Origin of the sequence: Pedobacter glucosidilyticus DSM 23534, from assembly GCF_000425145.1 — a bacterium.
GTDB classification, from domain to species: domain Bacteria; phylum Bacteroidota; class Bacteroidia; order Sphingobacteriales; family Sphingobacteriaceae; genus Pseudopedobacter; species Pseudopedobacter glucosidilyticus.
This window is the reverse complement of sequence record NZ_KE384311.1, coordinates 46,457-62,342: the sequence shown is the minus strand read 5'-3', so window position 1 is coordinate 62,342 and position 15,886 is coordinate 46,457. Positions and strand designations below refer to the sequence as shown.

At 34.6% G+C, this 15,886-nt stretch carries 16 protein-coding genes; 7 read left to right on the top strand and 9 right to left on the bottom strand.

What is annotated here, in order from left to right:
• Nucleotides 1–9: 9 nt before the first annotated feature.
• The 4 genes from H510_RS0113220 to H510_RS0113200 form a co-directional block, all read right to left on the bottom strand.
• Nucleotides 10–1,083 carry a mandelate racemase/muconate lactonizing enzyme family protein gene (locus H510_RS0113220; protein WP_026904751.1) on the bottom strand — a complete coding sequence of 358 codons (1,074 nt, stop codon included), beginning with the start codon at nt 1,081–1,083 and terminating at the stop codon, nt 10–12.
• A gap of 6 nt (nt 1,084–1,089) precedes the next feature.
• Nucleotides 1,090–3,291, bottom strand: coding sequence for an alpha-L-rhamnosidase-related protein (locus tag H510_RS0113215; RefSeq protein ID WP_026904750.1), 2,202 nt, complete (start codon nt 3,289–3,291; stop codon nt 1,090–1,092).
• 414 nt (nt 3,292–3,705) lie between these two features.
• A complete protein-coding gene (locus H510_RS0113205; protein WP_026904749.1) occupies nt 3,706–4,563 on the bottom strand; it encodes a bestrophin family protein in 858 nt (285 codons plus the stop codon).
• A gap of 22 nt (nt 4,564–4,585) precedes the next feature.
• Nucleotides 4,586–5,053, bottom strand: a complete 468-nt coding sequence (locus H510_RS0113200) for a GAF domain-containing protein (RefSeq protein WP_026904748.1) — start codon at nt 5,051–5,053, stop codon at nt 4,586–4,588.
• Nucleotides 5,054–5,199: 146 nt separating this feature from the next.
• On the opposite strand from H510_RS0113200, the gene H510_RS0113190 reads away from it, so the two are divergent.
• The 7 genes from H510_RS0113190 (at nt 5,200) to cobC (ending at nt 11,923) form a co-directional block, all read left to right on the top strand.
• Nucleotides 5,200–7,368 (top strand): S46 family peptidase, encoded by a 2,169-nt coding sequence (locus tag H510_RS0113190; RefSeq protein WP_026904746.1) that lies wholly within the window; start codon nt 5,200–5,202, stop codon nt 7,366–7,368.
• A gap of 68 nt (nt 7,369–7,436) precedes the next feature.
• A complete protein-coding gene (locus H510_RS0113185; protein WP_026904745.1) occupies nt 7,437–8,132 on the top strand; it encodes a DUF3291 domain-containing protein in 696 nt (231 codons plus the stop codon).
• Between the two features lie 119 nt (nt 8,133–8,251).
• The gene (locus tag H510_RS0113180; protein WP_026904744.1) at nt 8,252–8,497 is read left to right on the top strand and encodes a hypothetical protein; all 246 of its coding nucleotides are present in this window, start codon (nt 8,252–8,254) and stop codon (nt 8,495–8,497) included.
• Nucleotides 8,498–8,711: 214 nt separating this feature from the next.
• Nucleotides 8,712–9,746 (top strand): nicotinate-nucleotide--dimethylbenzimidazole phosphoribosyltransferase, encoded by a 1,035-nt coding sequence (gene cobT, locus H510_RS0113175; protein WP_155977975.1) that lies wholly within the window; start codon nt 8,712–8,714, stop codon nt 9,744–9,746.
• A 127-nt stretch (nt 9,747–9,873) separates the two neighbouring features.
• Nucleotides 9,874–10,434 carry a hypothetical protein gene (locus tag H510_RS0113170; protein ID WP_026904742.1) on the top strand — a complete coding sequence of 187 codons (561 nt, stop codon included), beginning with the start codon at nt 9,874–9,876 and terminating at the stop codon, nt 10,432–10,434.
• Nucleotides 10,435–10,568: 134 nt separating this feature from the next.
• Entirely contained in the window at nt 10,569–11,333 is a 765-nt protein-coding gene (locus tag H510_RS0113165; RefSeq protein ID WP_026904741.1) for an adenosylcobinamide-GDP ribazoletransferase, read from the top strand.
• 2 nt (nt 11,334–11,335) lie between these two features.
• The gene (gene cobC, locus H510_RS0113160) at nt 11,336–11,923 is read left to right on the top strand and encodes an alpha-ribazole phosphatase (protein ID WP_026904740.1); all 588 of its coding nucleotides are present in this window, start codon (nt 11,336–11,338) and stop codon (nt 11,921–11,923) included.
• Between the two features lie 44 nt (nt 11,924–11,967).
• Here the strand turns inward: cobC and H510_RS0113155 are convergent, their stop codons facing one another.
• The 5 genes from H510_RS0113155 to H510_RS0113135 form a co-directional block, all read right to left on the bottom strand.
• Entirely contained in the window at nt 11,968–12,270 is a 303-nt protein-coding gene (locus H510_RS0113155) for a helix-turn-helix domain-containing protein (RefSeq protein WP_026904739.1), read from the bottom strand.
• On the bottom strand, nt 12,254–12,619 hold the full coding sequence (locus H510_RS0113150) for a type II toxin-antitoxin system RelE/ParE family toxin (protein WP_026904738.1): 366 nt from the start codon (nt 12,617–12,619) through the stop codon (nt 12,254–12,256). The genes H510_RS0113155 and H510_RS0113150 overlap by 17 nt, the downstream gene beginning before the upstream one ends.
• Before the next feature lie 242 nt (nt 12,620–12,861).
• Entirely contained in the window at nt 12,862–13,452 is a 591-nt protein-coding gene (locus tag H510_RS0113145) for a hypothetical protein (RefSeq protein WP_155977973.1), read from the bottom strand.
• A gap of 217 nt (nt 13,453–13,669) precedes the next feature.
• Nucleotides 13,670–14,611, bottom strand: a complete 942-nt coding sequence (locus H510_RS18930; protein ID WP_051291221.1) for an alpha/beta hydrolase — start codon at nt 14,609–14,611, stop codon at nt 13,670–13,672.
• A gap of 400 nt (nt 14,612–15,011) precedes the next feature.
• Nucleotides 15,012–15,869, bottom strand: a complete 858-nt coding sequence (locus tag H510_RS0113135; RefSeq protein ID WP_036692912.1) for a hypothetical protein — start codon at nt 15,867–15,869, stop codon at nt 15,012–15,014.
• Nucleotides 15,870–15,886 lie beyond the last annotated feature (17 nt).

Sequence of the window (15,886 nt, the reverse complement as noted above, 5' to 3'; positions counted from 1 at the left end):
TTTTGATTTTTATACCTGTCTTAAGTACTCGTCTTTAAATTTGAAGCCCCATCCCGGTGTGTTATGCGGTGTAGCCATGCCGTCTTTTATCTCTAAAGGATGATCAATAAGCGTGTCTATCCAATCGAAAGACTCGGCGCCAGCCCCATTAGAAATGGTACATAGTAAAGGGATATCGTAATCTTTATAATAATGTGGCAAAACGCTTACATTAAAACTTGCCGCAAGTGCAGCACTATTTCTCCAAGCTTCTACCCCACCTAATCTTAAAATATCAGGCTGCCAAATATCAATGGCATTTCTTTGTAAAAGTTCTCTTAAAGGTGTTAAAGAGTACTCACGCTCTCCCATAGCAATAGAAATACCTGCTTGATTTCTCAACAACTCAAAACCTTGATAATCATCATGTAAAATTGGCTCTTCAAACCAATTGATATGCAGGTTTTTAGCAGCTTGTGCTAGTTGTAAAGCATTGGCTACATTCATCCCTTGGTTGGCATCCATCATGATATTGATTTCGTTACCAACGGCTTCTCTTACTAATCTTAAGCGTTCTAAATCTTCTTTCCAATCGGGTTTACCTACTTTTATTTTAACGGCTTTAAAACCTCTATTTTTGTATTGGGTAACTTCATCAATCAATTCATCGGGGCTGTAAGAAATCCAACCGCCACTACCATAAATAGGGATTTCTCTTTTTGATGCTCCTAAAACTTTCCAAACTGGCTGACCTAATATTTTAGCCCAAGCATCCCACATGGCAATATTAAAAGCGCCTTGTGCCCATCGGTTTAAGCCCTCCATACCAAAATATTCATTGGCATGGTTTAGCTTATCAAAAACCTTTACAGTATCATAAACCTCCTCGCCAATAAGCAGCTCTCCGGCATCTTTTAAAGCTCCAATAATGGCTTGAGGGTTGTATTGAAAGCTCAACAAATACGACTCGCCAATGGTACCATCTTTAAGACGGATACGTAAAACGATAAAAGAAATCTCTGTTAAAGTGTGTGTAGCATCTGCTATGGGCTTTTCTAGTTTAGCTTTAGCTGTAAAAACAGCATAGCTTTTAATGGAATGCATGCTAGATTATAATTTGTATTTAATGATATATTCTTTGTTGGATGGAATGCTTAACTCGTAATAGTTTTGCCCAATTTGCTTAACGCTGATGCCTTTCGCTTGAGGTTTGGTTTCACTTTTCAGACGTAAAGTTCCGGTACCGCTATCTGCCTTAATTTTAATTTCTGATGTTGAACAGTATAAACTGATATCGCCATTTGGTGTAGGTACTGTACCTTGCATCCATTGTAAGCCGCCCAGATGCGGTTCTACCAAATATTGCTGATAACCAGCTGTTAAGGGCTTTACACCTAAATAATATTTACCTAAAAGGTAAACCGGACTAGCACCCCAAGAGTGGCAAAGGCTTTTACCAAACTCTCGGCCGTACATGGCATAATGCTCTGTATCTTTTTTACTAGGATTATACTCTTCCCAAAATGAGGTAGCGCCTAATTTTAGCATGCCGCCCCAATAGTTTTTCATCTCTTTCATCACATAATCATGCTCGCCCATAGCACATAAAGCTTCAAGCTCGTAAAAACGCATATAAGGCGTCATGATTTTCTGGATTTTATCATTTAGCAAAACATTCTTCTTTACCCCTTCTTTTTGTTGAGCGTTTAAATAATCAAAGAAAATAGCAAACATATTTGCATAGCGAGTTACATTTTCAGTTTGCTTGCCATCTATCCTGCTGTGTACAATAGCTTGTTTATCCGCGTTCCAATAGCTATTGAAAAACTTGGTTTTAAGCTGCGCTGCTTCATTTTTATAATATGCTGATGCCTTATCATCGGCTGCTAAATCTGCACATAAAGCGATGGTTTCTAAACTTCTGCATAAAAGCAATTGCTCAAAACTTACTTCACCTTGTTTGCTTAAACCATCGGCCCAGTCTATAAAAATCCAATCGCCGGAAAGACCCTGCATAAAGCCGTTTTGGTTTCTACGCTGTAAGCAAAAATCCATTAAGCTTTTCATTTTAGGATAAACTAAGTTGATAAATTGCTTATCGCCCGTGTATTGATAATAATCTTGAATGCTTAAGAACCAATAGAAAGTATAATCCATAATGGTATTGATATGGCTGGTAACAGGGTCTTTACCTCTTAAAGCTAATATGGTTCTTCTTACGCTGGCTTCATCAAAAGCCAGATAGTAATTCATTAAATAACTTTGGTAAGCATCGCCACTCCATATCCATCGGTCACGTTTGATGCCATCAATAAAAAATTCACGTGTGGTAAGCTCCATGGTGTATTTAGAAACTTGCCATATTTTGTTCAACTCGGCATCAGACGAAGTAAAAGTTCCTCTATCTTTCACCGGTAAATATTCATAAAGCATAGAAACAGAGTCGAGTTTCACGCCTGCATCCGTTTCTACCTGTACATATCTGAAAGCTTTGGAGAGTTGCAAGGTAGAATCCTGAGCTTTGGACAAATTAACATCTACAAAATCAAAGGTTTCGCATTTTAGCGAACTTAAAGCTTCTTCTTTAGACTCGCCATAATAAATTCTTAACTGCCCATTTCCTTTTAAACCATGTAGTTTGATAAATCCGAAAGTTTCCTCTCCAAAATCTATCAATCTTGAAGCACCTTTAACATCTGTTTTAATAGCATATTTAGGTTTAGTACTTAGCTTAAAAGTTGAAGGTTTTTGATTGGGCGAATTGAAATTCCATGTCCCTGCATTTACATAGGTTGTACCAGAAGCATCAGAAGCTTTTCCTGTTTCATCTATCCATTCTTTATCCTCAAAAGTTGCTAACCAAGAAGCGTCAGTTTTTACAGTTTTTCCATTGATGTAAATAGCCGGAACTTTATCCTGTGCATAAACTTTGATATTGATTTTCTGCTTTCCGGCAGCTAATTGTAGCTTTTTAGGATAACCAGAAAGCATTTTTCCATTGATTTTAACATTGTACTGTCCTTCAGTAAATAACTCTATTTCTTCTGGCTGCGTAAGGTTAAACTCTTTATGAAATTCTACCAAAACATAATGACTATCCATACGCCAGAACGGTGGAAAGAAAGTACCACGCTCTGTTCTTCTGTTTTGCATTTGGTTGCTTAACCAAACTTCAAAATCTCCGGGATACCATATCCAAGTGGCTTGTGTAGTTTTATTTTGTGCTTGTACTTTAGAACTGAATAGAAAGCCATTTAATAAGCACATACATGCGAAACAGCTTAATAAAAGTCTTTTGTAGAAAATTTGCATAGCTTTTAATATAAAAAGGTGTTAACCAAACATTTAACACACTTTAGGTTTATTAGTAAAGCTATCAACTAAAGCAAATGCTTTTCTGCACTATTTTTTCAAGCTATTGTATGATGTTAGCATGAGGGTTTTTAAAGTAAAAAGTTCAAAACTTATAAATTCAAAAGGAAAAATTAAAAATTCAAAACCCAATCAATCTTCTGAGCTGAAAGCTTAATTAATTAATCAATCATTCAATCAATCTTCTGAGCTGAAAGCTTAACGCAAAAGGCGAAAAGCTTAATTAATCAATCATTCAATCAATCAAAAATCAATCAATCTTCTGAGCTGAAAGCTTAACGCAAAAGGCGAAAAGCTTAATTAATCAATCATTCAATCAATCAAAAATCAATCAATATTATAAAAAAACAACTCTTACTCTAAAATCTCACTAACATGCTTTTTAATATTGATACAAATGGCATCAAGAGGTAAATCATTGGCATCTGTACCAAAAGGATTTTCTATTTCTTCTGCAATAAGCTCTAAACTAGCAAAAGCATATAAAATAAAAACCACTACCGGGATGATATAATAGCCCAAACTAAAAACCCAACCGAAGGGCAAAGTCATCACAAAAAAGAAAATAAACTTCTTGATAAAAACACTGTAAGAAAAAGGTATTGGTGTATTTTTAATTCTTTCACAAGCACCGCAAATATCGGTAAAAGACATCGCCTCGCTGTTCAAAATCAATAATTGCTCTGCTGAAAGTTTCTGCTCTTGATGCAATTTAAAGAGCTTATCATACATGGCATGAGCAATTTGATTGGGTAAATGCTTCTCTTTATGTAAGTCTAACACGGGGTCTATCTCGTGGTAATCTTCATTCTCTCTTAAATGGCTTTTAAGAGCAAAAGCATAATTAGGAATCATGTTATTAAAAAACTTCCTATCATCAGCAGCTAAAAAAGCTTTTAATTTGATGGCAAAATTTCTAGAATTATTGGTTAAAGCTCCCCACTGTTTTCTGCCTTCCCACCACCTATCATAAGCCGTATTCGTTCTAAAAACCAATAAAAGCGAAATTACAAAACCCAACATACTGTGCATCAGGCTTAAATTTTTCACATGACTACTTTCTGATAGTTGCCAATATTCTAATTCTAAGTAAGCTACCAAACCAGCATATACGCTAACAGCCAACATAAGCGGTAAAAGCTTTCTAAAAGTATCTGCTTTATGTATCTGAAAAATAAAAGTGAACCACTCTTTAGGGTTATAATTAATCATGTAATAGGTTTATATGATGTTGTTATAATAAGTTGATGATTTTCTCTAGCCACAATTTATCTAGCTCATCAAATGCGGCTAAAGTATCGCTATCTACATCTAAAACACCCCAAACTACATCATTTTTAATCAAGGGAACAACAATTTCTGATTTTGATAAGCTGCTACAAGCAATATGCCCAGGGAAAGCATCTACATCTTCTACAATAAGCGTTTTAGCTTGTGCCCAAGATGTTCCGCAAACGCCTCTGCCCTTTTGTATTCGGGTACAAGCAACCGGACCTTGAAACGGACCTAAAACCAACTCTTCATCCTTAACTAAATAAAAACCTACCCAAAACCAATTAAACTGTTCTTTTAAAGCTGCCGCGATATTAGCCAGATTAGCAATCACATCTGTCTCGCCACCTAACAATGCCTCTATTTGTTGGTAAATAGATTGGTACTGTGCCTCCTTATGCCCTTTAATTATTTTTAAATCCTCTGCCATAGCACAAAAATAACATCGCTAATTGTAAAGCGTTTGAAAATCTAGAAAAATAGCTCCTTTTTACAATTGTAACAGAATTAATAAATGCTATGTAGGCTATTTTACTTAATTTTCTCCATCTCACGTTTATAATTTTTATCATGATGATAACTAAAAAAGTCCTTTTTACATTTTCATTAAGTGCTTTAGCCTTAGGAAACATCAGTACCAAACCTTTTGATGAAGGTATGTTTCCGCTAAGCGAGGTTTCTAAACTAGACCTTCAAAAAGCTGGGTTAAAAATCCCACAGAAAGAAATTTATAACCCCGATAGTACCAGCTTGATAGACGCCTTGGTTAACGTTGGTGGTTGTACAGGTTCTTTCGTTTCTGAAAGCGGATTAATTATTACCAACCACCATTGCGCTTTCTCTGCCGTACAGTTGGCCAGTACTGCCGAAAATGATTATTTAACCCATGGTTTTGTGGCCAACAAACCTGAACAAGAAATTGAAGCAAAAGGCTTAACCTGCCGTATTACAGATTCTTATGAGAATGTGTCTGAAGAAATATTAACAGCAGTTAGCGGAGTTGATGATGTATCGCAACGCCAGAAAATAATTCAGGAAAAAATAAGAATTATAGAAGCCAGAACAGAAGCAGCAGATAAAAGTATTGATGCCGAAGTGTCTGAAATGTTTATTGGCAAAAGCTATATTTTGTTCAAATATAAAATCATTAGGGATGTTAGATTGGTTTACGTACCTAAACAAAATGTGGGCGAATTTGGTGGTGAAACCGATAATTGGGTTTGGCCAAGACATACCGGCGATTTCTCTTTCATGAGAGCTTATGTGGCACCAGACGGTAGTGCAGCAAGCTATGCTAAAGAAAATGTTCCTTACAAACCTAAAAAGCATCTTAAAATAAATGCTGGCGGAGTGAAAGATGGCGATTTCACCTTCATGTTGGGCTATCCTGGCAGAACGTTTAGGCATCGCCCAGCTCAATTTATTGCCTATCAACAAAATTACCAATTACCTTATACGGCAGATTTATACGAGTTCCAAAATAAAACCATGGAAGAGGTTGGTAAAAGCAAAGGACGTACAACAGAACTAAAACTGGCAACACGTATTAAACGCAATGCCAACGTTTTAAAAAATTATCGTGGCAAGTTAAAAGGCTTAAATAACATCGAGCTATTAAAACAAAAACAAGAAGAAGACAATCAACTGGTAAGCTACATCAACCAAAATGCTAATTTAAAACAGCTGTATGGTAATTTAATGTATGAGATAGATGATATCTACAAACAAATCAACAACAGTGCTTATCAGGAATTATGGTATGCTCAAGTTTATGGTTCAAGTAATTTGTTAAGAGTAGCAGCACAAATTAATGGTTTTAAAGATGCTTTGTTAAAACAACCTTTGGATAAACGAGAGACCTTCTACACCACTAATCTTCCTCGCTTAGAAAAAGCCATCTCTAGTTTATATGACTCTTATGATATTGATGTAGATAAAAAACTACTAAATAACATGTTAGAAAGAGCATCTAAACTTCCACTTAACCAAAAAATAGCTGTTATAGATAAAAATACTCGTGGTTTTAACAGCTTAGAGCAAGCTCAAAAATTCATCAATAACCTATTTGCTTATAGCCGATTAAGCAATGAAAACTTCACCAAAACCTTAATCAAAGACATGAAGCAATTGGTGGTTTATAATGATCCTTTCCTCAGTTTTGAGCAAGAGCTCTCTAAAGAAGTAGCTTTAAAAAAGCTTACGCAAGATAAAAGAGAGGCGAAATTAAGTAAGCTCATGGCTGATTATGTGACGGTTAAAGAGCAGTACCTACAAAAGAACTTTATCCCCGATGCTAACAGCACCTTACGTTTAACTTACGGCCACATCAAAGGCTTCTCTCCTGTTGACGGCAGCTATATGCTTCCCTTCACCAGTGTTAAAGGGATTATTGAAAAAGGAAGAAGCGGAAATGTAGATTATCAATACCCAGAACAAATTAAAACCTTATGGGAGCAGAAAGACTTCGGTCCGTTTAAAATGGCCGAGCTAAATGATGTTCCTGTATGCTTTTTATATGATATGGATACTACGGGCGGTAATTCTGGCTCTCCTGTTTTAAATGCTTATGGCGAGCTTATTGGCGTAAACTTCGATAGAGCTTACGAAGCAACCATTAATGATTACGCTTGGAACGAAAATTACAGTCGCTCTATAGGTGTAGATATCCGCTATGTACTTTGGGTAGCATCTAAAATAGATAAGGCAAGCGGCGTCTTAAAAGAATTAGGTGTACAAGCATATTAATTCTTAACATTCAAAAACTTATCAACTTTACATCATGGTTGGCTTTAAATTCCCGAAATTAGCCAACCATGATTGTTTCTATCACTATTGTAAGATACCCTAAACGCTATATTCCATTAGCTTTTTTCGCTATGGCGATACATCGCTTTCCTCTTTGGATAAACAAAGCATGTACATTCTGGAAATTGATGGGCTGTGGCAAAAACGGCACCTTCGATATTAACCCAGATTACCAGCAATGGGGTTTATTTGCTGTTTGGGAAGATGAAGATGATTTCAGAAAATTTCAAAACAGCTCTTTCATAGCCAAATGGTGGCAAAAATTCACCACCGAACAATGGACTGTTTTGTGCGAACCTGTAGAAGCCCATGGCAAATGGGATGGCAAAGAGCCTTTCGGGAAACCTAAAATTAAAGGACATGAAGGCATGGTTGGTGTCCTAACCAGAGCCACCATAAGACCATCAAAACTTAAAAATTTTTGGGCTAACGTACCAAAGGTTTCCGCTATCATGAATAGCTCACAAGGTTTCATCACCTCGGTAGGTATTGGCGAAGCTCCTTTTATTAGACAGGCTACTTTTTCTGTTTGGAATTCCTTAGAAGACGTAAAAAAATTCGCTTACCGCGATAAAGAACACGCTGATGTGGTAAAGCTTACCCGCAGTGAAGACTGGTACAGCGAAGAGCTTTTTGCCCGATTCAGAATCATCAGCAGCGAAGGCACTTTGATGGGCAAAAACCCAGTTGCTAGTGATTTTTGATGGATTGAGTTTTGATTGAATGATTGATTGATTTGTGTCATTGCGATGAGGAACGAAGAAGCAATCTATTTTGAATTTTTCCTTTTGAATTATAGATTTTTTTTTAACCAAACACCCTTATGCGAGTAGTAGCAGAATTACCACATCCGGAATGTAAGATTACCATCTTTTCTATGAACATGAAGTACATCATCAAGTTTGAGCAAGGTACTTTAGAGCAAACCTACAAGCTTTCTGAAATGGATTTAATCAACGGAGTTGACAGTGTTTTTGAACTCTTAGATGAAGACTTTATCAAGCGAGTAAGTGCCAGATTTCAGGACATGAGAGCCGATTTTATGGCTACTTGGAAAAAGTATAATTAGCACTTCACACAAAACACATAAACATCTATAAAATAGATAGTTACAAACTTAAAACCCATTAAACAGAATATAATTTTGTGATATTTAGCAAATAAAGACTCAAAACATCTATAAATCAAAACAAACACATTAAATAAAATTTATAAAATACTGTAATACAAATTTTTAAGTAATAATAAAAAATATAATTCTGCACTACTAAAACGCCAAATAAATGATAAGTAAGTTCGAAATTAATAGCCTTAACACCCAAATCAAAGAGCAAGTACAATACATCATTAATCATAAAACAAAGCCTCTTGGCGCCCTCGGAATTTTAGAAGATTTAGCACTAAGAATCTGTCTTATTCATGAAACGGTATCACCTAAAATTGCATCTCCTACTGTGGTAGTTTTTGCTGGCGATCATGGCATCACCCAAGAAGGTGTTAGTCCGTACCCACAAGAAGTAAGCTGGCAAATGGTCATGAATTTTATAGCTGGTGGTGCAGCCATTAACGTCTTTACCAAACAAAACGGTTGGGATATTTTGGTAGTTGATGCTGGGGTTAACCACGACTTTGACCCAGCCCTACCTTTACAACATTTAAAAGTTGCTAAGGGAACACAGAACTTTTTACATAGCCCCGCCATGACGAAAGCACAACTAGATGAAGCTTTAGAGAAAGGTGCTAACTTAGTTAAACAAATTCATGTTAAGGGCAGCAACTGTATAGCCTTTGGTGAAATGGGTATTGGTAACACTTCTGCCGCAGCAGCCATCATGCATAAAATTACAGGCATTGCTATGGAAGCCTGCGCTGGCAGAGGAACGGGCTTAAATGATAAAGGACTGGAAAAGAAAATTGCTATTCTCAAACAAGCCATCATCAACAACCCTGCTTATACACCTGAGGAGATTTTACAAACTTTTGGCGGCTTTGAAATCGCTATGATTGTAGGTGCTATGCTTAGCGCTGCACAACAAAAAATGCTGATTGTGGTAGATGGCTTTATTGTGAGTTCTGCGCTGTTAATTGCACATGCACTTTACCCTCAAATTTTAGACTATTGTGTTTTTGCTCATCAATCAGACGAAACCGGCCATAAACAAATGCTCCAATTCTTAAAAGCAAAACCTCTTTTAAATTTAAATATGCGCTTAGGCGAAGGTACTGGTGCCGCATTAGCCCTACCAATCATCCAAGCATCAGTAAACTTTATCAATGAAATGTCTAGCTTTGAAAGTGCTGGAGTGAGTGAGAAGTAACGAGTCCGATGACCGTTGTCTGGAGATAAAAGTAAAAAGTACAGAGTATAAAGTAGAAAGACTGGGTGGAGAGTCTGAGGACCGTTGTCTGAAGCTTGGTGGATAGAAAGTAGATAAGAATTAGAATATGGAATTATTAAAGAAATGTAATTATAAAAAGGCGACTTTTTTTCTTCTAGTCGCATCAATCATATTTGCTTGTAGTTCAAATCAGAAAACTAATCCTGTAGCTAAAATTGACACTATTGACTCAACAGATTCTATTTCAACTGAACAAACAGATGAATCTTATAACGATTTTGAAACTTATCATATAGTAATTATTGACACATCTTCAAGCTATTATAAACTTCAAGAAGTAATGTTCAGCGTAAATAAATTCACTCGCATTCCTATTGATACATTAGATAGGTATTATAACAACTTCAAAAAGCAGATTGTACTACCAGAAAATCATCAAGATGAAATGTATGCAGGTAGTTATTATCCAAGAAGGTATCCAACAGTATTTTTAAGTATAGAATATTTAAATTTTTACAAAAAGGAAGCTGACTCATCAACATTTGCATTAGTTGCAGGTATTCATGAAAGAGAAAAAAGTGCCGACAGTTTACTATCTATCCTAAAAAAAGTAAATAAGAAAGCATTTAAGCTAAAATCAGAGGTTTATACTGGATGTTTACATTAGTACCCCTAACAAACTAATCACCTAACAAACTAAAGCACTCTTTATCTAATGATTAATGAACTAATGACTAACCACCTAACAAACTAATCACCTAACAAACTAACCAACTAACCACCTAACCACCTAACACAACAATGAAAAAAGAAATCAGGATATTTTTTACGGCGATGATGTTCTTTACCAGAATACCTTGTCCGCCTTCTACAGACCATTCTGAGGAGTATTTAAATCGCTCTAGCAAGTACTTTCCTCTTATTGGTATCATTGTAGGGTCTTTATGTGCTTTGGTGTTCTGGCTGGCTTCTTTTGCCTTTTCTTTAGAATTATCTTTGCTTCTAAGCATGGTAGCTTCTTTACTGATTACAGGTGCGTTTCATGAAGATGGCTTTGCCGATGTTTGCGATGGCTTTGGTGGCGGCTGGACCAAAGAGAAGATCCTCACCATCATGAAAGACTCTAGAGTTGGTACTTATGGTGTTGCAGGTTTGGTATTGATTTTAGCTTTAAAATTCACCGCTTTAAAAGAAATCGGACCAAGCTTTATCATTCCAGTTTTAATTGCTGGACATGCTATTAGTCGTTTAAATAGCGCTATCTTGATTTATACTGATGAATATGCCCGGGAAGATTTATTGAGTAAAGCTAAACCCCTAGCCACTAAAATGAGGAAAGATGATTTCATCATCGCTATAATTTTTGGTATTGCACCTCTCCTGTTTTTTCCTAATCTATGGATTTTATTAAGCATCATCCCTTTACTTTTGGTGAAAGCTTATTTCAGTAGGTATTTTAACAAATGGATTGGGGGCTACACTGGCGATTGCTTAGGTACTGTACAACAAGTTTCTGAAGTGGTATTTTACCTTAGTACCATCCTCATTTTTAAATATTTTGCTTAATCATGAATATCTATTTCATTAGACATACAGAGGTTTACAACCCCAACAAACTTTGTTACGGGCAATCAGAAATTCCTTTAGCAGAGAATTTTACTGCACATTTCGATTGGTTACAAGATAGCTTAGAAAGTTCTCTTGAAAGCCCTACAGCTTTTTACAGCAGTCCGTTTAGAAGATGTAGCAAACTTGCCGATTACCTCTCTAACGGTAACTTTATTACCGATGAACGTATTGCTGAACTGCATTTTGGAGATTGGGAAATGCAAGCTTGGGATAAAATTAACCCCAAAGAGCTAGAACCTTGGATGGCCGATTTTGTAAACTATAAAATCAACAATGGAGAGAACTTCTTAGATCTTTACGAACGCTCCACCGCTTTTTTTGAGAATATTTTAGCTACAGCAAACAAAGATATCATGGTGGTAACCCATGCCGGTGTGATACGCTGTATTTTAGCTTATGTATTAGATTTCCCTTTAGAGAACGCTTTTAATCTCGAAATCAACTATAGCTCTATTACTAAAATTGTTCATCAACCAGAGTTTAACAGCACTAAAGTAGCTTTTGTGAATAGAACGGAACGGGTTTAACTGTGTAAAGGCTGTGCAACAATTACCCTTAATGGTGTTAGTTTTTATTTGATAGTGAAGTTGATTTTTCGTCCAAGTCCAAACTCTATAAGTTTATAAAGTGTTGAAAGTTGTATATCGCTGTGTCCGTTTTCAATTCTCGAAATGAAACTTTTTTTTGCTCCAATCTTTTCAGCAAGCTGTTCTTGAGTCATTTGAGCTAATTTTCTTTCTTCCTTAATTAGTTCTCCAATAGCAAAAGACTTCGCTTTTATTTCAAACTCAGTTCTTTCTTTTGTTCCTGTTGCTCCATATCTTTTATCAAGATGTTGGGCGAAAGTTTTGATATTTTTATTTTTTGTTTCCATTTTTATTTCCTTTTTGTTCGTTAAAATATTCTTCCATTATTTTCTCCGCCTTGTTTAATTCTTTAGTTGGTATTTTCTGGGTTTTCTTTTGAAATCCATTAAAAAGAATAACTAAATTTCCTTTGTCAAAACAGCAAAATATTCTATAAATGTTGCTTTCATATTCAACCCGAATTTCAAAAAGCCCTTTTTTTCCTTCAATACTTTTAAAAAATTTGGTCGGAACACGTTCAAGAATAGTCATCATAAAAAGCACTTCATCAACTTTTTCCTTTACTTTGTCAGTTAAGGTTTCAAAAAAGTCGTCAAAGTAATCTTTATAAAAAACGATTTCTCTAATTATTTCCACTCATCAAAGTTAACTAATAATGGAACATTATCAAAATAAAATTTGATAGCTTTTGGTCTTTTTTTGTTAAGCATTCTATTGGGGATGTTGTTGATGGTAGTCCCTAAGTCACTATCTCATTTAAATTACTCATACATAATTTTATGACTAGATATTACTTTCATCTACTATTTAATTATTTTTTTCCTGAGCTTACATCCTAACAAAGTATTCATCGCTTGGCTATTATAAAAATAAGAAAACTATAAATCTGTTAAGTTTTTTTCTTTTACGATTTGACTATTAACTTTATCTGAGTAAGTTAATTGTACAAAACATTGGTAATTTTGATGATTTCTATGTTCTATAGATAATTTAACATCTCCCTGATCTGAACGCCAAATAGCATAATATTTACAATTACCAATTTTAACAAGGCTCATCTTCACTCTATCATCATCAATTGCATGAGGCCCTTCAAATTTTTCCACAAACTCAGTTGGCTTTCCATATTTTTCTGTCAGCATAACTTTTAAACTGCTATAATCTCCATAAAGTGTCGACCATGTTTCTTTAAAAGGAAAAATAACATCTATTTTATGAACTAAATCTTTTTGCCATAAGGTTGAAACCTCTAGCATACAATTTTTATAACCTGCAAAATCACCTCTTAGCGTAGCTATTCTAAGGTTTGTTGCTAAATGGTTGAAGCCATTTTCCTCCATTTTAGAAATATACTCAGCCATTGTTCCGTTTATAGGAACATCTTTAAAAGTTAAGTGTTTTTCCTGTGCAAAAGACATCCATCCTATCAATAAGAAAAGTGTGGTTAAAAATTCAGCTTTCATATTCATCAGTATTTTATTTTTTACGCTCAACTCACAAGTAATACACTTTCGGTATTACATTTTCATATCCAATGGTTAAAAATTTATTGTAAATATGACTTAAACTAAGGAAATAAATATTTTTAGAAAGGTAAATTTTAAAGCATAACAAATTTATGGTATTACATTAGTATAAGGTTAGATTTTAACATTAGCGATACTATTGTATAGCCATAATATAGCCCTATTTATAAATTTCAGCAGTAAGCTTCTTTTGTTGATTTAACCAAATTAATAAATCTTCATGATTAACAATACTCCAAGAATGAGGATGCCTTACATGATTTGGTTTTCTATATCCCATATTCTTTGTTACAATTAACTCTGCTTTATGATTTCCAAGTCTGTTAAGTTCGTTAATCATAGCCGAACAATCTGGCGCATTCATATTAAAAAAGTCAAAACTTCTTTCTTTAAGCCACCAATCTACATCTGGCTCTGTGTAAATCCGTAAAGGAATATTTCCAAACTTTTTTACCGCTGTTTGATTATAGTCTGAAAAAGAATATGGAGAAATTTCATGAAAATTTCTTAAAGCTGTTTGAGGTGTCCCATTAAACTCTTTTTCGATTCTTTCAACCATGTACATATTTTCAGGACTAGGTTCTTTATTAACAGAAAGCCTAATATCTCTTTTACTGGAATTATAAAACCGTTCAAAATCTAAAGGCGGGTCTACAGCGAACACAGCAGTTGGTTTAATTTTTGCACTTTGTGCATATTTTATTGCACAACTTCCACCGATGGAAAAGCCTCCAATATAAAATGGAAGTTCTGATAGCTTGTATTTATTTCTTAGATCTTCAACAATATTATTCAAAGACTTTTGACTTAAAATATCTACTCCAAATGAAAAGACACCATCATGCAGAGTCGGAATTACTGTCAATAATCCCTTTTTAGCTGTTTTTAAAGGTAAGTCTGTTTGTTCTAAGGTTAATTCGGCAGAATGGCCAAATCCAGGTAGAATAAGAATTAAGCCAGAATAAGGTTTATTTTCTGGATAAATAATGGTGTAGTTATTTCGTGTTGAGTCAGTTTTATCCAAGAAAACCACTTCCATTTTTTGACCATAAACATTGCCTACAATTAACCAATTTAGAAGGATTAACTTAAATTTTAACATTGTTTAGTTTTTTGATTTGCAGTTACGGTTTGAAATTTTTGCAAAAATTTTCTGTTCGCAACTATATTTTTACATCTCTATTTTTTTGTAACCTAAAATTTTACAAGTATGAGGCAAATAATCAATTTCAATCAAGTCCTTAACAAACCAATGTAAAATTCAGATTTATTTAGAATAATAATAACGTTTGGGCGGATTTGTGTTGTAATGGCATACAAAGCACAAACTTGTCTGCATATCTAAATTTAATTAATTGTGATGAAATAACGTAAAACAGTTCAGCCATTTTAAAACAAATTTGTGGTTAGCACCAGTATTTTTTAGCACCCATAATTAGGTGTGAGTATTTATAATTATCTGGCATATCTAAAAATTTAGCATTACATTAATAATATTTTTATTATCTGATTTTTTTATAGTACTGTTCCACTATTGGCCTAATGTATTTAATCCGCTTTCTATTTGGTTTAATAGATATTTCTTTGTGATCCGCACCATTATATAAAACTATAGAAAGTACATTTCCTGTGTTTTGATCTAATTTAATATCTAACCGTGTATGACCACTCCTACCACCTCTCGCAATTTCTATTGTCCAATAATCTGACAAATTTGTAATAAATAGTGTTTGACCCAGAGGAGGCAATTCTTTTTTACTTTTGTCAAGTAGGTGTTCTTTGTTACAAAACCTAAAAACATCATCAAAAGTGAACCCAAATCCTTTATCATTATCTTTAATGTCAATTACTCTTCCATCTTCATCAAAACTGTAGGTTTTAGCAATATAAAATCCCTTGTTGCAATATATTGCCTTACTTTTTATTTTTCCGCTGGGATAATAAATTTCTTTATAGTTAAAGAGATTGTCGATGCGATCGATTAGTGTTATATCGGAGATTATTTGTTTCTGAGAATACTCAAATCTCAATTGCTTTTGTAGTTGCTCTTTAATTGAATACTCATTTAAATTATAATCTCCATTGTAGTAGAAAAATCTATTACTGTCAATTTTTATACCTCTATAACGCCCATGCCAACCCGGGACGATAACCATTTTTTCTTCACTTCGCCCATTGTATTGCCGGATATACTTAGGAAATGATTTCATCAATACTGGATCAATATATACAGGATTATCATTTAACTGCTGCATTTTTTTATAAAGTGCATTGTAATCATACTTAAGTTTATTTGAAACACAGCCACTCCCTGTCATAATGATGAAGAAAATGAAAGATATATTAAGTAATTTTTTCATAGAATGTATTTGTTTCC

What these genes read in the sequence shown, in the direction of transcription:
- H510_RS0113180 (WP_026904744.1), top strand. Translation starts at nt 8,252, where the DNA reads ATGCGAGTAGTAGCAGAATTACCACATCCGGAATGTAAGATTACCATC.
- H510_RS0113145 (WP_155977973.1), bottom strand. Translation starts at nt 13,452, where the DNA reads ATGAATATGAAAGCTGAATTTTTAACCACACTTTTCTTATTGATAGGA.
- cobC (WP_026904740.1), top strand. Translation starts at nt 11,336, where the DNA reads ATGAATATCTATTTCATTAGACATACAGAGGTTTACAACCCCAACAAA.
- H510_RS0113185 (WP_026904745.1), top strand. Translation starts at nt 7,437, where the DNA reads ATGATTGTTTCTATCACTATTGTAAGATACCCTAAACGCTATATTCCA.
- H510_RS0113170 (WP_026904742.1), top strand. Translation starts at nt 9,874, where the DNA reads ATGGAATTATTAAAGAAATGTAATTATAAAAAGGCGACTTTTTTTCTT.
- H510_RS0113205 (WP_026904749.1), bottom strand. Translation starts at nt 4,563, where the DNA reads ATGATTAATTATAACCCTAAAGAGTGGTTCACTTTTATTTTTCAGATA.
- H510_RS0113200 (WP_026904748.1), bottom strand. Translation starts at nt 5,053, where the DNA reads ATGGCAGAGGATTTAAAAATAATTAAAGGGCATAAGGAGGCACAGTAC.
- H510_RS0113155 (WP_026904739.1), bottom strand. Translation starts at nt 12,270, where the DNA reads ATGGAAACAAAAAATAAAAATATCAAAACTTTCGCCCAACATCTTGAT.
- cobT (WP_155977975.1), top strand. Translation starts at nt 8,712, where the DNA reads ATGATAAGTAAGTTCGAAATTAATAGCCTTAACACCCAAATCAAAGAG.
- H510_RS18930 (WP_051291221.1), bottom strand. Translation starts at nt 14,611, where the DNA reads ATGTTAAAATTTAAGTTAATCCTTCTAAATTGGTTAATTGTAGGCAAT.
- H510_RS0113215 (WP_026904750.1), bottom strand. Translation starts at nt 3,291, where the DNA reads ATGCAAATTTTCTACAAAAGACTTTTATTAAGCTGTTTCGCATGTATG.
- H510_RS0113165 (WP_026904741.1), top strand. Translation starts at nt 10,569, where the DNA reads ATGAAAAAAGAAATCAGGATATTTTTTACGGCGATGATGTTCTTTACC.
- H510_RS0113135 (WP_036692912.1), bottom strand. Translation starts at nt 15,869, where the DNA reads ATGAAAAAATTACTTAATATATCTTTCATTTTCTTCATCATTATGACA.
- H510_RS0113220 (WP_026904751.1), bottom strand. Translation starts at nt 1,083, where the DNA reads ATGCATTCCATTAAAAGCTATGCTGTTTTTACAGCTAAAGCTAAACTA.